Source organism: Dermabacter sp. HFH0086, from assembly GCF_000413375.1.
Classification (GTDB): Bacteria; Actinomycetota; Actinomycetes; order Actinomycetales; family Dermabacteraceae; genus Dermabacter; species Dermabacter hominis.
In genome coordinates this window covers 1,209,549-1,224,491 of the sequence record NZ_KE340308.1, presented here as the reverse complement: position 1 = coordinate 1,224,491, position 14,943 = coordinate 1,209,549, and the positions used below count along the sequence as shown (strand labels likewise).

Sequence of the window (14,943 nt, the reverse complement as noted above, 5' to 3'; positions counted from 1 at the left end):
CGCGTGAACGCGATGTGACGTTGAGCTGTCGCGGCGTTTATTCGTTGCGGGCTCGGCGGGCGATGACGTCCACGAGCATCTCGCGTTCGATGACCTTGATCCGCTCGTGAAGCTCTTCTTCGCTTTCACCCGGCCGAATGGTGAGGGCACGCTGATCGATGATTGCGCCGGTATCGACCCCTTCATCGACGTCGATGACCGTCGCACCCGTCACCTTCACGCCGTAGTTGAGGGCGTCGCGCACCCCGTGGGCGCCCGGGAAAGCGGGAAGGAGCGCCGGGTGAGTGTTGATGATGCGCCCCCGGAAGGCTTCGAGCATGGGGGCTCCGAGCAGACGCATGAACCCCGCGAGCACGACGAGGTCGGGGGCGTAATGTGCGGTGCAGTCGACGAGTGCGCGGTTCCAGTCCTCGCGCGTGGAGTAATCGGCGAGCGGAACAACGTGCGCGGGAATCCCGCGATCGCGCGCGAAGCTCAACCCGGGGGCGTCGACGTCGGCGATGACGGCGGCGACCTTCACGCCAGCAAGCGCCCCTTTCTCGATTGCTTCAAGGATCGCTCGAAGATTGCTCCCCGTTCCGGAAATGAACACGACGCACGTGAAATCGTTCATGTCTTAACAGTAGCGGGGCCCGTGCCTGGGGCGCGTGTAGGTTTCGGTAGGCGCCCATGCGGCACAATGGAATTCGTGACTTCCGAACCGAACCACCCTCAACAGGACCAGCCAGCCTTTACCCCCGAGCGTCAGCAAGCGTTCTCTCGTGCACTCCTGCTTGCCGCGACGTGCATGATCCTCGCGTGGGGTGCGACTCTCCTGCCCCTACCCTTTAGCCTGCTCGCGGGCCCCGCGGGCATCGGCGCCCTCGTGTTCCTCGTGCGCCTTTTGATTGTGGCGTGGCCGACGCCAGCCCGGCGTTCAGCGAGTGTCACGGCAGCCTTCGGGATCCCCGCCTCAATCGTGGTCATCGGTCTCGCGCTTGTTTCGCTCGTGTTTTACGGCCCGATGACCCAGTACCAGGAGTGCCTCGATTCCGCGCTCACCAACGCGGCAGTGTCATCGTGCGGCAAGGACCTGCCGGGCGCGATCCTCGAGTGGCTGCACCTCTAGTCTGACTCGCGCAAAGGGGAGGGTGCGCTCTGCGCCTCGCCGCCCTCGTCTGCGTCGCTCACTGCGCGCTCGGGTTTCTCCTCACGCTCGAGCGTGTCTTCAACGGCGTCAGCCTTGATGCCCTCACCGCCCGAGTCCACGCTCCTCTCGGAGCCTTCGCTCGATGAGTCCGCCACGCTCTCGGCGGCGTCACTCTCACCGCGTTCCGCGCCCTCATCTTTCGATTCGGCTTCTTCAACCCGTGCGCGAAGAGCGGCCGCTCCCTCCCTCACGCGGGCACGCCCCGCGCGGAACTGCGAGAAAACCCAGGTGTCGAGACCCGTTTGGCTCCATCCCGCAATGAGAGCGGCAGGCACGGACACGAGAAGTGCCACGGGAAGCACGAGAGTCGTGAGCCGCGGGCCCACGTGCGCGAGTTGAGCCGTGCCGATTGTCCCGCTTCCGAGCAAAAACAGCACCGCGAGAACGATCAGGGCGCCGATCGCGTACGTGAGCCAGGACGTGACCTTTGCGCGAACGTCGAAGTCACGGGTCTGACGGGCAAGGACTACAGCGGCGGCGATCGAGGCGAAGATCGGTATCAGAAGAAAGGCCCACACCCACGGCGAAAAGTGGCCCGGCTCAGGGACCGCGCCGAGAATCGGGAACGCGGGCAGTACCCCCGTCAGCGATCCCTCGAACGACGTGTGCGTGTGAGGGCCGAGCGTTACCGTCCCCGCGCTCACGAACGCCACCATCCACACGAGCATGGTGGGGAAGAAGGCAAGGGCCGCAAGCACGAGCGCAACCGTGCCAAAAAAATCCGGTTCGAGGCCCCGATGAAGGTGAATAATCGCGTCACGGCGAATCACCATCCACACCGTTAGGGCAACTGTCGCGCCGCCGAAAAGTCCAAGTACGAGCACGCCGATCGAGCGCAGCGCCGCTGCGTACTTCTCCGGCACGAGCGCGAGCAGCCCCACGCGCGGCGCCGTCCCGCTCTTGCGCCGCACGAGCGACGCCATGAGGCCGGCAGCACCGGCGATCACCGAAAGCGCGAGTGCACTCACGCCAGCGCTCACCGTCACGGGCTGAACGCCCGGAGTGCGGGCAAGCAGAGAGGCAACTGTCGCCATAAGCGCGTACGAAATTCCAAAGCCCGCAAGGATCAGCCCGAGCGCCGTGAGCGCACCGCGTTTGAGAGCTCCCGAGGTCTCCGTGAGTGTCAATGAGCGACCAGTGCGCAGCATCGTCGCGCCACACACGAGCGCGAACACGAGCGTCAGCCCAAGCGGCGGGAGTACCACCGTGCCATCGATCCCCACATCCTTAAGCGACAGCGCGCCACCATGACCGAGCACGACGAGGCACAGCGACACAATCACGGCATCGAGCGTGCTCGCCTGGGTAAGGGTGTTGAAGCCATGCGCAACGAGCACCGGGACGGCGACGATCGAAAGGTTGATCGTGAAAGCGATTGCGGCGGCCGTGACTCCGAGGAAGATTGGGGTCGCGTCATTTCGCCTCATCGCGGCCCCTGGCTGGTCGTAGAAACCGCGGTAGGTGCGAGAGCAAAACAAACGGTGCGCAATAATGTGGACATCATGCCCATCTTATTAGCCCCTGACGCCCATCCCCCGGTAGATCCCCCACGTTTTTCTGTGCGATCGGTCCAGCTTGACAGCCCCGTCACCATCGCCGAGCGCATCCCGGAGGACCCAAGCGCGCTATGGCTCCACGGATCGGGGGGCCTCATCGGAATCGGTGAGGCTGCAAGGCTCGAGGCCACTGGTGCCGACCGTTTCGATGCACTCGCGCGTGCGTTTCGCGCCGTGAGCGACAATGCCGAGGTAGAAGACCTCGCCAATCTCCGCGGGAGCGGCCTCGTCGCCTTCGCGTCATTCTCCTACTCCCCTGGATCCTCGCGCCCCTCACGCCTCGTGATTCCACGCTACCTGCTCGGCTCCGTAGACGGCTGCGCCTTCCTCACGATCGTGAGCACCGAAAACGAAGCAGCCGTCGGAACCTCCCCCACCTCAGCCGAGCAGGTCCTCGCGCTTTTTCAGGCCGGAAAGTCCCCGACGGTTGCCCCTCGCGCAATGCGACCCGCGCATTCGGGCGAGGCCTACCGCGGGCTCGTCAAAGAAGCCGTCCAGGAGATTGACGACGGCGTGGCCGAAAAGATCGTGCTTTCGGAGCGATTCGAGATCGACCTCGGCGCACTCGAGGCGAAAAGCCTCGTGCCAGCGCTCGCCTCCCAGCTCAGTCGCCGCTACCCCACCGCGTGGACATTCGCACTCGACGACATTGTGGGCGCCTCCCCCGAGATGCTCGTGCGCACAGAGGGCTCGACCGTGTTCTCGCGCGTTCTCGCGGGATCGCGGCCCGTGAGCGGGGACGAGGAACTGAGCGCCGAGGAGCGAGAAACGTTCCTCCACGACCCCAAAGAGCGCTCCGAACACGATTTCGCAGCACGCTCGGTGCGCGAACCGCTCGAAAGGCTCGGCGTGCGCCTGGCGCCGTCGGAAGGCCCCTTTGTGCTGCATGTGCCCGGAATCGAGCACCTGGCGACCGACATTCGGGGCGTCGCGCCCGAGGGCCTCGGGATTCTCGAGATCGCCGGGGCGCTGCACCCGTCCGCAGCCGTCTCGGGCACGCCACTTTCGGTCGCGAACGAGGTCATCGCGCGCCTCGAGCGCGTTGACCGCGCCGGCTACGCCTCCCCCGTTGGCTGGATCGGCGCGGACGGCGACGGCGAGCTTGCCATTGCCCTGCGCATGGCCCACGTGGGCGCCACTACGCTCACAGTGCAAGCGGGCGGCGGGCTCGTGAGCGATTCCGATCCGCTCACGGAGCACGCAGAAGCGCTCGCCAAAACCCGCCCGATCGTGCGCGCCCTCGAGGCGCTTAGCTCCCCTGAAGCGTGATATCGACGGTCCGCTCTTTCCCATCGCGCAGCACGGTAAACGTGTGGGTGCTGCCCACCTCGAGACTGCGAACATACGCGGTCAGCGCTGACGAGGAGCCGATCTGAACGTCGTCGACCTTCGTCACGAGATCCGCATTGGCGATTCCTGCCTTGGCCGCGGCGCTATCCGCAGTCACATCGACGACGTGGGCGCCCTGAACCACGGCCGACCCCGTGTTGGCCTCGCCGTCCTTGATACGCACGCCGAGGAACGCGTGCTTGGCCTTGCCGTTTTTCGCAAGCTGCTCCGCGATGAGCTTCACGGTGTTTGAGGGGATCGCGAACCCGAGGCCAATGCTCCCCGCTCCCTCGCTCTTCGACGCGTTCGACGCGATCGAAGAGTTAATGCCGATCACCTCGCCGGCGCGGTTGACGAGCGGGCCGCCCGAGTTACCGGGGTTCACCGAGGCATCGGTCTGGATCGCTGACGTGTACGACGCGGTCGAGGGGTCTTGGTTTTCGCTGCGCTCCGGGCGCGTAACAACGGGACGGTTGAGCGCCGAAACGATGCCGGTCGTCGCCGTGTTCGCGAGACCGAGAGGCGTGCCCATCGCCATGACATCCTGCCCCACCGTAAGGGCGGAGGAATCCGCGAACGTCGCCGGGGTGAGATCCTTCGGCGGGTTCGAGAGGCGAACGAGTGCGATGTCGGTGCTTTCATCCGAACCGATGAGGGTCGCATCGAACGTCCGCCCATCGGAGGTTGTCACGTTAATGAGGACCGCGCCCGCGACTACGTGCGCGTTCGTCACGATCGTGCCCTTGCCGTCGTACACGATGCCCGTGCCTTCTGAACCGCCGTTGCCGGTATCAACGCGAATCGAAACCGTGCTCGGCGAGATGACGCGGGCGGTATCGACCCACGAGTCCTCGACAACGTCACCACCGTGGCCGACCCTTTCAGCCGGGGTCCCCGACTGCGCCTTGCTGCGCGAGGCCTCACCGGGCGCTCCCCAGAACATAAGACCGAGGCCGGTTGCCGCGCCGATCGTGAAGATCGACGAGAGGAGCATGCCAACGATGACGAGGGTGGCGGTCGCAAGCCACGACGGTGATTTCTTCATAGGCGTGATCTAAACCCCGTTTCCTGAACGTTCGCTTCCGATATCCACAAAAAACACCCGGCGGCGAGCGTTGTGTGAGGCGGTCGACAGGCGCCCTGAGAGTTCACCGGGAGCACACCGCTCAACCTGAACGCCGAGCCCCTCGATCGCCGAAGCCAAATCAATCCCATGAGGCGTCGTGAAAAACCGTTCGAGAACCGAGCTCGGCGCCCCCTGGTGCTCAAGGCCCGAGAAGATGCGCCCGCCGTTGTCGTCCACGATCACAATGTCGAGTTCGGGCTCGCGCTCGGTGGGGCCGATGACAAAACCCGTGAGATCGTGAATCGCGCTCACATCGCCGAGGAGGACGCGCGTGCGATTCCGTTCGGCGAGGGCAATGCCGCTCGCCATCGACACTGTGCCGTCGATTCCCGCGAGGCCGCGATTGGCGTACACGCGCGCGCTATTCGATCCCGCGTGCTGTTCGAGGTCGCGGATGAGGGAACTCGCGCCGAGTACGAGTGGGGCGCGGTCCTGCGCGCATGCCTCCCATACCGCGAGCGCGGCCACGGCTTGCGGCGCGAGACGCTCACGGCCCCGCGCGTCGAGTTCCCTGCCGAGGTCCTTCCACGCGTCGAGGTAACTCGGCTGTTCCTCGGCGAGGCTCGAGGTTTCGACGTCGATCAAGGGAATGATGTGCGAGGCGTTGCGAGGCGCATCGGGCCATTCAAGGCGGCTGCTTTCGAGGATGACCTCGATGTCGCTCGCGCCGAGAAGTTGCCGCATCACGGGCCGAGAAAGCGTGGGGTGGCCCACGACGATGACAGTTCGCGGTCGAAGCTCGTGGGCTTCCGCGCCCATGACGTGCGCGATCGCCTCCGGATACATGGGCACGAGGACGTCTGCGCACGCGCGTGCATAGCTGCTCGGCTCGGCGAAAAGCGGCAGGCCCAAGCGTGTGGCGAGCGCGCTGGCTCGGCGCCCGGAGTCATACCCGTCGCCGGCGACGACCACGGTGCGGGCGGGCAGGTCGCGAAGAGGAACACCGGCGCGGTCCGCCGAAGCGGTGTGCTCGGGAATGCGGAGCACTTCCTCGACACGCTCGACTGTCGCCCACGTCGCCGCGAGCGGATCGCGAAAACCGAGGTTGAGGTGCACGGGCCCTGGAGATTCGAGGGTGGCGTGGGCCGCGCGCGCAGCCGTGTCGACCGCGAGCCGAACATCGGTGTGGCTCGCCTCGTGAGCACCGGGCGCGGGAAGGTCGACGTTGAGCACGGTGAACGGCGAAAAGAGCCCCGCCTGGCACGTCGTTTGGTTCGCACCGGTCCCGCGTAGCTCGGCCGGTCGGTCGGCCGTGAGCAGCACGAGGGGTATACCGCTATGGTGGGCTTCCATGGCGGCGGCAAGCAAGTGCGCGGTCGCGGTTCCGCTCGTCGTTCCGACGGCGGCCAGCTCCCCAGCTCGACTAAGTCCGAGGGCCGTAAACGCCGCGGATCGCTCATCGTGGCGCACGTGCACCTCGAATGCCGTGCTTGTGCGCTCGGCGAGGGCACTGGCTGCATAGGCGAGCGGAGCCGAGCGCGATCCGGGGGCAAGCACGAGGTGGCGAAGCCCGCACGCGATGAGGGAGGAAAGAAGGGCGTGTGCGGCCTCAAGCGCGCCCGAACCGGCACGAGGCGGGGCAGAAATATGCATGTCCCCAGCTTACCGGGCTACCGCGTGCGCGCCTCGAGCACCTCGGCTGCCTGGGAAATGCGCGCATGCCATTCGCGCGCGCGACTCTCACTCGCGCGGTACTTCTCAATGAACTCCTCGCTCACGTCGATGCGCCCCGCGGGAAGCGTGCCGTCGTCACTCACGAGCGGACGCTCGCACACGTCCCCTTCGAGGAGTCTCGCCGTGCCGAGCCCGCACGCATGCTCGAGCTCAGGAAGGGCCGCCGCGAACGCGAGACCAGCGCTGAGGCCGACCGACGTTTCGAGCGCGCTCGACACCACAACCGGAAGCCCCGTTTGCTCCGCGAGCGCAAGGGCTCGCCGCACTCCACCGAGCGGCTGTGCCTTCATGACGAGGATGTCGGCGGCTTTCGCTCGCGCCACGGCGAGGGGATCGTCGGCTTTGCGCACCGATTCGTCCGCGGCGATCTTCACGTGGACGCCGCGCCTCACCTCGGCAAGCTCGCGGACGCTCGCGCACGGTTGCTCGACGTATTCGAGACCGCCAGCCGCGCGATCGAGTTCGCGAATCTTCTCGATCGCCTCGTTCACCTCCCACGAGGCGTTCGCATCCACCCGAATTCTGGCCTCATCACCCAGGGCCTCCCGCACGGCCGCGACTCGCGCCACATCATCGCTGTGGGCGCAGCTAGCGTCGGACACCTTCACCTTCGCGGTGGCGGCGCCGAACGACCGGGCAAGCGCGTACGCGCGCTCCGGACTCACGACGGGGATCGTCGCATTGATGGGGATGCGGGGGCGCAGGGGCTCCGGGAAGGGAAGGGTGGCCTGCTCGAGAGCGGCGGCGAGCCAGGCCGAGGCCTCCTCTGGGCCGTATTCGAGAAACGGCGAGAACTCGCCCCAGCCTTCGGGGCCGAGCAGGAGGGCCGCCTCCCGCACGTCGATGCCGCGAAAGCGCGTGCGCATGGGGATGCGCACGATCTCGATGCGCTCGATCTGTCCTTCGAATTGCATAGGAGTTTTGGGGGTAATGGTGGTTCCGTTCGCGCGACTAGGCGGACAAGGGCCACCCGGATTGCATAAGGGTTGTGGGGGTTATCCGCGAGGTCTCGCCCCTCGCAAACCCCCACGACCTCTATGCAATTCAGGAAAGGGGAGGTGGCGGGGAGCTACTCGTTGTCGCCGCCCGTCACGTTCACGGCCTCGCTCGCGATAACCGCATCGTGCTGCTCATCGTCCCACACCCAGTTCGCGACCTCGGGAATGTCGGCGCCGTGCGTGAACGCGTACTGCCGGGCGCGAATACGCTCGTCAGACATGCGCTGGCGCAGTCCCGCGTACCGCGTACCGAGCGAATCGACGTGGTCGATCACATCCATGACGAGGTGGAAACGATCGATGTCGTTGCGCATGAGCATGTCGAACGGCGTCGTCGTCGTGCCCTCTTCCTTGTACCCGCGCACGTGGATGCGCGCGTTCGGGTCGTGGCGGTAGGCAAGGCGGTGAATGAGCCAGGGGTAACCGTGGTAGGCAAACACGACCGGGATGTCCTTGCCGAAGAGGCCGTCGAAGTCCTTCTCGGAAAGACCGTGCGGGTGCTCACGCTCATGCTGGAGACGCATGAGGTCAACGACGTTCACAACGCGCACGCGCAGCTCGGGGATCTCCTCGCGGAGGATTTTCGCGGCCGCGAGAGTCTCGATCGTCGGGATATCGCCCGCGCAGCCGAGGACGACGTCCACGCCCTCACCGTTCACCTCGGTGCCTGCCCACTCCCAAATGCCGATGCCGCGCGTGCAGTGCACGATCGCCTCGTCCATCGTGAGCCAGTTCGGGTTCGGCTGCTTGCCGGCGACGACCACGTTGATGTACTGGCGCGAACGCAAGCAGTGATCGTACGTCGACAACAGCGTGTTGGCGTCCGGCGGAAGGTACACGCGCACAACTTCGCTCTTCTTGTTCACCACGTGATCGATGAAGCCCGGATCCTGGTGGCTAAAGCCGTTGTGGTCCTGGCGCCACACGTGCGAGCTCAGGAGGTAGTTGAGCGAGGCGATGGGGCGCCGCCACTCGATCTCATTTGTAACCTTGAGCCACTTGGCGTGCTGGTTCACCATCGAATCGACGATGTGAATAAATGCCTCGTAGCTCGAGAAAAGGCCGTGGCGGCCAGTCAGCAGGTAGCCTTCGAGCCAGCCCTGCATCTGGTGCTCGGAGAGCATCTCCATGACGCGGCCCTCTTGCGCGAGATTCTCGGAGGCGTCATGGTCCTCGAACTCGCCATTCCACTGCTTTCCCGAGACTTCATAGATCGCCTGGAGACGGTTCGAGGCAGTTTCATCAGGGCCGAACACGCGGAAGTTATGCATGTTGTTCTTGACGACGTCGCGCAGCCACGTGCCAAGAACGCGAGTGGCCTCGGAATTCGTTCCACCGTGATGAGGCACGTCAACGCCGTACTCGCGAAAATCGGGGAGCACGAGGTCGTGGAGGACCTCGCCGCCGTTCGTGATCGGGTTGGCGCTCATGCGCTTGAGCCCCTCCGGCGCAGCATCGACGACCTCGTCGATGAACGCGCCGTCCTCGTCGACGAGCTCCTCGATCTTGTAGGACTCGAGCCATTCGCGCAGGTCGTTCAGGTGCTGATCGGTGTCGCGTGCGCTCGCGAGCGGCACCTGGTGGCTGCGCCACGAGCCCTCGGTTTTCTTCCCGTCGATCTCCTTCGGGCCAGTCCAGCCCTTCGGCGTGCGGAACACGATCATCGGCCACATCGGGCGCTCGATGTCGCCTTCGGCGGCGCGCTTTTTAATGTCGGCGATCATGTCGAGCGCCTCGTCGAGCACCGCAGCGAAACGCTTGTGCGTCTCTTCGATCGGTTCGTCGTCGAAGCCACCTTCGAAGAACAGAGGGGTGTGACCGTAGCCCACCATGAGCGAGCGAAGCTCATCCTCGCTGATGCGCGCAAGAACGGTGGGATTCGCGATCTTGTACCCATTGAGGTGGAGAATCGGCAGCACAACGCCATCGTTCTTCGGGTTGAGGAACTTGTTCGAGTGCCAGCTCGTCGCGAGCGGGCCCGTCTCGGCTTCGCCGTCGCCCACGATCGTGAAGGCGATCTGGTCGGGATTGTCGAGCACCGCACCGTACGCGTGCGAGAGCGCGTAGCCGAGCTCACCGCCCTCGTGGATGGAGCCCGGAGTTTCGGGGGCGACGTGCGAGGGGATACCGCCGGGGAACGAGAACTGCGTGAAGAGCTTCTTGAGGCCGCGCTCATCCTTCGTGATGGCCGGGTAGGTCTCGGTGTAGGTGCCTTCGAGGTAGCTCGCGGCAACGAGGCCCGGGCCGCCGTGGCCTGGGCCCGTCACGTAAAACGCGTTGAGGCCGCGCTGTTTGATCGCGCGGTTTGCGTGCGCGTACAGGAACGTGAGCCCGGGGGTAGTGCCCCAGTGACCGAGAAGGCGCGGCTTCACGTCATCGCGCGAAAGAGGTTCGCGCAGGAGCGGGTTGTTCATGAGGTAGATCTGGCCCACCGAAAGATAGTTCGCGGCGCGCCACCACGAATTGAGCTGATGGGCTTCTTCGGCGGTAAGTGGATGGGATGGCTCGTTCGGCCATTCGCGTGCGGAGCTCATGTCTCTCCCTGCCCATGACTGGGACTTGCACTAGTGGGGCGACACGGCGCAGGGCGGCAGGCCGCTCATGCGCCAATGCCGATTGCTTAATGTAGTCTACGCCTCATTTTTCACGAGCGCTTGGGTGGTTTCAGGCCTGCGACGGCGCGCTTTTCACACGAAGCTTTAAACTTGACATCATGACTGCAGCGCCACTTCCCGCCCCCGTATCAGCGACGTTCGACCCCGATCGTTGGCGTGACATCGACGCGGCCGAACTTGGCTCCGCACCGTTCACGGACATCACCTACCATCGCGCTGTCGAGCGCACGCGCGATGAGTACGGCGAGGAACAGTGCCGGGATCTCAACGCCGTACGCATCGCGTTTGACCGGCCCGAGGTGCGCAATGCCTTTCGCCCGCACACGGTCGACGAGCTGTACCGCGCGTTCGATCACGCACGCCTCGACCCGAGCGTGGGCGTCATCATTCTTACGGGCAACGGTCCCGCCCCCAAGGACGGCGTGTGGGCGTTCTGCTCGGGCGGGGACCAGCGGATCCGCTCGCGCAGCGGGTATCGGTATGCCGACGGTGACACGGCCGAATCGATCCGCCCGGAAAGCGCAGGCCGCCTCCACATCCTCGAAGTTCAGCGTCTCATCCGCACGATGGGCAAGGTCGTGATCGCTGCGGTCAACGGCTGGGCTGCCGGCGGTGGCCACTCACTGCACGTCGTCGCCGACCTCTCGATCGCGAGTAGGGAACACGCGCGCTTCAAGCAGACCGACGCGAATGTGGGCAGCTTCGACGGCGGCTACGGGAGTGCGTACCTCGCGAAGCAGGTCGGGCAGAAGCGCGCGCGCGAAATCTTCTTCCTCGCCGAGGAGTACTCGGCGGAGGATGCCTACAACTGGGGGGCCGTCAACCGCGTCGTGCCTCACGAGGAGCTCGAAAACGAGGCCCTGCGCATGGCCCGCGTGATCGGCACGAAATCCCCGCAGGCAATTCGCATGCTCAAGTTCGCCTTTAATCTCGCTGACGATGGCCTCATGGGCCAGCAGGTTTTCGCGGGTGAGGCCACACGCCTCGCCTACATGACCGACGAAGCGGTCGAAGGGCGCGACGCGTTCCTCGAAAAGCGCGAGCCGGATTGGTCGGCCTTCCCCCACCCGCAAGGCTAGGGTTCCGACGGTTGCCGGCAAGCGTCGGATCGACATTCTTCACCGAAAGGAGCACGCGTGAGCACCTCACATACCCCCGACCGCGAGTCGCTTCCGTGGCTAACGCCCGGCCCGTTCGATGGGACCGTGTGCTCGCAAGCTCAGTACGCGCGCGGCATCGGCGAGGCCCTCGCTGGTACCGCTCGCCTCTGGCTCGGCGCCCATGAGCGACCTGAGCTGATCGGCCCGCTCGAATGCGCGAAACCGCGCGAAAACGCGTGCGCGGGCTGTACGTGTGCGCGTTCTAACGCGGGGGTACGTGAGCCCGATCCGCGCGAGATCGCCCTCGTGGTGCCGACCTCCGGTTCCACCGGGACGCCGAAGTCTGTCGCGCACTCGATCCAGAGCCTCAAGGCCTCGATTCACGCGACGGCCTATGAGTTCGGTTCGCACGGTGCCTGGATGCTGTTTCTTCCCCCCACGCACATCGCGGGCGTGCAGGTCATCGCTCGGGCGAGCGTGGCAAGCACACTTCTGGGACTCGACGATCACGACGGGCTTCCTGGCGCACTCGCGCCGCTCGTGGATCTTTCGGGTCATTTCGATGCGGCGGTGCTGACGGGTGCAATGGAGCGCTGGAACGCACGTGTCCGCAGCGATCAGGCCCTTGCTGACCTGCCGCTTTACACGTCCTTCGTTCCCACGCAGCTCGAACGAATCGTGAGCGCGGCCGAAGCAGGTGATGCTGCTGTATCGCGCGCCCTCTCCCGTTTCGAGGCGGTCCTCGTGGGCGGCGCCGCGACTGCCCCTGAGCTCCTCGATCGCGCGCGAAAGCTCGGCGCACGGATCGTCACGACCTACGGCTCGAGTGAGACCGCCGGTGGCTGCGTCTACAACGGTCTCCCCCTCCAGGGGGTCGAACTCAAGGTCAACGATGAGGATCAGCTCATGATTACGGGGCCGTCGATCGCGCTCGGATATATCTACGAGACGGGCGCGTTCACGAATGTCGACGGCAACGATGCCGATACGCGCCGCCGCTTCTTTTCGACACCCGAGCTCGCCGCAACGCGCCTCTTGCGCACGCGTGACCTCGCACGCCTCACTCGCGACAAGGCCACTGGTCTCACGCGCCTCACCATCCTGGGGCGTGCGGATGACGTCATCATTTCGGGCGGGCGCAAAATCGTTCCGCAGGCACTTGAGCGCGTACTCGAGGGCACGGGCGAGTTTCGCGAAGTTCTCGTCGTTCCCGTCGAGTCGAAGGAGTGGGGCCAGATGGCTGTGGCCCTCACCGTCCCAAAGGTTGAGGGGGCGATGCCCACCCAAACCTGGACGGCGGATCTCCAGGCGCAGCTGACGGTCGCGACCGCCCTTACCGATGCCGGTTTCGCGCGGCACGAAATTCCCCGCAGCGTCCTGACGACGGGCTCCCTCCCCCGCCTCGACAGCGGAAAGGTGGACCGCAAAGCCGCCGCTGAGCTAGCGCACGAGGCGCTGCTCAATATCGAGGCTTTCGAGTACGCGAAGAGCCTCGGCACACGTTTCAGCGCCGACGGGCACCACGAGCTCGAATTCGGCGGGCCCGACGAAGAGGACAACGAGTAAATGGCGAGTGCAGCACAATGGATCGAGGGGGCCCGGCCCCGCACGCTTCCCGCGGCCATCGCCCCGGTCGCGGCAGGCACGGGCCTCGCCCTCATGCACGGGGGTTACCAGGGCAGCGTCACCGTCGGGCGGGCCCTGCTCGCGCTCGTGCTCGCTCTCGCCCTGCAGGTGGGCGTCAATTACGCGAATGATTATTCCGACGGTGTCCGCGGCACCGACGATGACCGCGTCGGCCCGTTCCGGCTGACCGGTTCGGGGGCGGCGCGGCCCATGGCCGTGAAGCGCGCGGCTTTCGCGTCATTTGGGGTGGGGGCCCTCGCGGGCCTCACGCTCGTGATCCTCGCGGGCGCGTGGTGGATGATTCTGGTCGGGATCGTGTGCATTCTCGCGGCGTGGTACTACACGGGCGGCAAGCACCCTTACGGCTACATGGGCCTCGGCGAGGTCATGGTGTTCGTGTTCTTCGGGCTCGTTGCGGTCATGGGAACGAGCTATCTCCTATCTGGGCGCACTGGGCTCGACGACCTGCTCGTTGCGAGCGGCGTTGGCCTGTGGGCCTGCGCGGTCATGCTCACGAACAACCTGCGCGATATCCCCTCCGACCGCGTCTCCGGCAAGCGCACACTTGCTGTCCGGCTCGGCGACGGTGCCACGCGCCTGCTGTATGCGGCGATGATCCTCGTGCCGTTCCTTTTGCTGATTCCCGTGGTTCCGCACGCTCCACTCGTGGCGCTCACGTTCCTCGCACTGCCCCTTGCGATGGCGCCCATCCGGCGCGTGATTGAGCAGCGCGCTTCGGGCCGAGAGTTAATTCCCGTGCTCGCGGCGACGGGCAAACTTGAACTCGTGGCCTCGCTCCTCATGCTCGCGGGGTTCGCCCTGAGTTCGGCGCTCCTCTAAAAGCAGGGGCTACTCACCGCGGTCGATGAGGCTGTCCTCTTCCTCCGCATCGAGCTCGGCGTCAGATTTGTGACCCCGCTTTTTCTCTCGTCGCTCTTCGACGGAGTGCTCAAGGTTCGAGGCAACCCCCTGGCGTAGTTTTCCGAGCGCAAGGATCGAGATCAGCATCGCGATGACCGCGGCGAGCGTTCCTGTGAAGAGCCAATGCACGCCGGGCATGAAGAAGTACAAGAGTGCCCACACCCCGGCAAAGAGGGCGAGGCGGATGACCGAGTAGAGAACATAATTTCGCATTACCTCCATTATCCCTCGTCGTGAAAGAATGGCGAGCATGCCTCGCTTGATCCTGGTTCTCGCCTACGTTGCCCTCACGGTATATGCCCTCGCGGATGTCGCGAACACTCCCGAGTCGCGCTCTAAGGGGCTGCCGAAGCTCGGGTGGCTCCTCGTGATCGTGTTCGTCCCTTTCCTCGGGGCGTTCCTGTGGCTTCTCGCAGGAAAAGACCGAGGTTCACAGTCGAATGCTGCTCGCGCGCCCCGCTCGCGTGCACCTCAGCGCCCGCTGGCCCCGGATGACGACCCGGCTTTCCTCGCGAAGCTCGACCAGGAAAACCGCGCGCGCCGCCGCGAGCACATTCAGGAGGAGATGCGCCGCAAGAAACGCGAAGAGGGCGCCTTAGGTAGTTCCGCAGCGTCGAACAAGCCGCGCCCGGCGCCTGGGCGCACACCCGCGCCAAAAGACGATTCGAGAATCACCCCTGCCAAGGGACCGCGTGATTACACTGTGCGCGACTACGAGCGCCCCGAAGACAAGCCAACGGGCGACCTTGAGGGCCCCGACGACGATGGCGCCCGCCGCTAAGGTCACTTCCCGTCGCTGACGCTAGGTG

General features: G+C 65.4%; 13 protein-coding genes. 6 read left to right on the top strand and 7 right to left on the bottom strand.

Annotation, left to right across the window (positions count from 1 at the left end):
- Positions 1 to 37: 37 nt before the first annotated feature.
- Entirely contained in the window at positions 38 to 613 is a 576-nt protein-coding gene (purN, locus tag HMPREF1484_RS05265) for a phosphoribosylglycinamide formyltransferase (RefSeq protein WP_016663988.1), read from the bottom strand.
- 75 nt (positions 614 to 688) lie between these two features.
- Between purN and HMPREF1484_RS05260 the strand changes: the two genes are divergently transcribed.
- Positions 689 to 1,108, top strand: a complete 420-nt coding sequence (locus HMPREF1484_RS05260; RefSeq protein ID WP_141740596.1) for a hypothetical protein — start codon at positions 689 to 691, stop codon at positions 1,106 to 1,108.
- Here HMPREF1484_RS05260 and HMPREF1484_RS05255 read toward each other — a convergent pair.
- Entirely contained in the window at positions 1,105 to 2,616 is a 1,512-nt protein-coding gene (locus HMPREF1484_RS05255) for a DUF6350 family protein (protein WP_016663986.1), read from the bottom strand. The genes HMPREF1484_RS05260 and HMPREF1484_RS05255 overlap by 4 nt on opposite strands.
- Before the next feature lie 132 nt (positions 2,617 to 2,748).
- On the opposite strand from HMPREF1484_RS05255, the gene HMPREF1484_RS05250 reads away from it, so the two are divergent.
- Positions 2,749 to 4,014 (top strand): isochorismate synthase MenF, encoded by a 1,266-nt coding sequence (locus HMPREF1484_RS05250; protein WP_051120631.1) that lies wholly within the window; start codon positions 2,749 to 2,751, stop codon positions 4,012 to 4,014.
- Here HMPREF1484_RS05250 and HMPREF1484_RS05245 read toward each other — a convergent pair.
- The 4 genes from HMPREF1484_RS05245 to HMPREF1484_RS05230 all read right to left on the bottom strand — a co-directional run bounded on the left by HMPREF1484_RS05245 (position 3,995) and on the right by HMPREF1484_RS05230 (position 10,406).
- A complete protein-coding gene (locus HMPREF1484_RS05245) occupies positions 3,995 to 5,119 on the bottom strand; it encodes a S1C family serine protease (RefSeq protein WP_016663984.1) in 1,125 nt (374 codons plus the stop codon). The two genes, HMPREF1484_RS05250 and HMPREF1484_RS05245, sit on opposite strands and share 20 nt — an antisense overlap.
- A 9-nt stretch (positions 5,120 to 5,128) precedes the next feature.
- A complete protein-coding gene (menD, locus tag HMPREF1484_RS05240) occupies positions 5,129 to 6,793 on the bottom strand; it encodes a 2-succinyl-5-enolpyruvyl-6-hydroxy-3-cyclohexene-1-carboxylic-acid synthase (RefSeq protein ID WP_016663983.1) in 1,665 nt (554 codons plus the stop codon).
- Between the two features lie 17 nt (positions 6,794 to 6,810).
- The gene (locus tag HMPREF1484_RS05235; RefSeq protein ID WP_016663982.1) at positions 6,811 to 7,788 is read right to left on the bottom strand and encodes an o-succinylbenzoate synthase; all 978 of its coding nucleotides are present in this window, start codon (positions 7,786 to 7,788) and stop codon (positions 6,811 to 6,813) included.
- Between the two features lie 155 nt (positions 7,789 to 7,943).
- Entirely contained in the window at positions 7,944 to 10,406 is a 2,463-nt protein-coding gene (locus tag HMPREF1484_RS05230) for a phosphoketolase (protein ID WP_016663981.1), read from the bottom strand.
- A gap of 179 nt (positions 10,407 to 10,585) precedes the next feature.
- On the opposite strand from HMPREF1484_RS05230, the gene HMPREF1484_RS05225 reads away from it, so the two are divergent.
- From HMPREF1484_RS05225 to HMPREF1484_RS05215, 3 genes are read left to right on the top strand one after another with little or no spacing between them, the layout of a single operon-like run.
- Complete coding sequence (locus HMPREF1484_RS05225; RefSeq protein WP_016663980.1) at positions 10,586 to 11,566, top strand: 1,4-dihydroxy-2-naphthoyl-CoA synthase; 981 nt, start codon at positions 10,586 to 10,588, stop codon at positions 11,564 to 11,566.
- A 57-nt stretch (positions 11,567 to 11,623) separates the two neighbouring features.
- Positions 11,624 to 13,153 (top strand): AMP-binding protein, encoded by a 1,530-nt coding sequence (locus HMPREF1484_RS05220; protein ID WP_016663979.1) that lies wholly within the window; start codon positions 11,624 to 11,626, stop codon positions 13,151 to 13,153.
- Positions 13,154 to 14,053 (top strand): 1,4-dihydroxy-2-naphthoate polyprenyltransferase, encoded by a 900-nt coding sequence (locus tag HMPREF1484_RS05215; RefSeq protein ID WP_016663978.1) that lies wholly within the window; start codon positions 13,154 to 13,156, stop codon positions 14,051 to 14,053.
- A 9-nt stretch (positions 14,054 to 14,062) separates the two neighbouring features.
- Here HMPREF1484_RS05215 and HMPREF1484_RS05210 read toward each other — a convergent pair whose 3' ends face one another.
- Complete coding sequence (locus HMPREF1484_RS05210; RefSeq protein ID WP_051120630.1) at positions 14,063 to 14,347, bottom strand: DUF4229 domain-containing protein; 285 nt, start codon at positions 14,345 to 14,347, stop codon at positions 14,063 to 14,065.
- A 37-nt stretch (positions 14,348 to 14,384) separates the two neighbouring features.
- On the opposite strand from HMPREF1484_RS05210, the gene HMPREF1484_RS10935 reads away from it, so the two are divergent.
- A complete protein-coding gene (locus HMPREF1484_RS10935; protein ID WP_051120629.1) occupies positions 14,385 to 14,915 on the top strand; it encodes a PLD nuclease N-terminal domain-containing protein in 531 nt (176 codons plus the stop codon).
- The last annotated feature ends 28 nt before the right edge of the window (positions 14,916 to 14,943 follow it).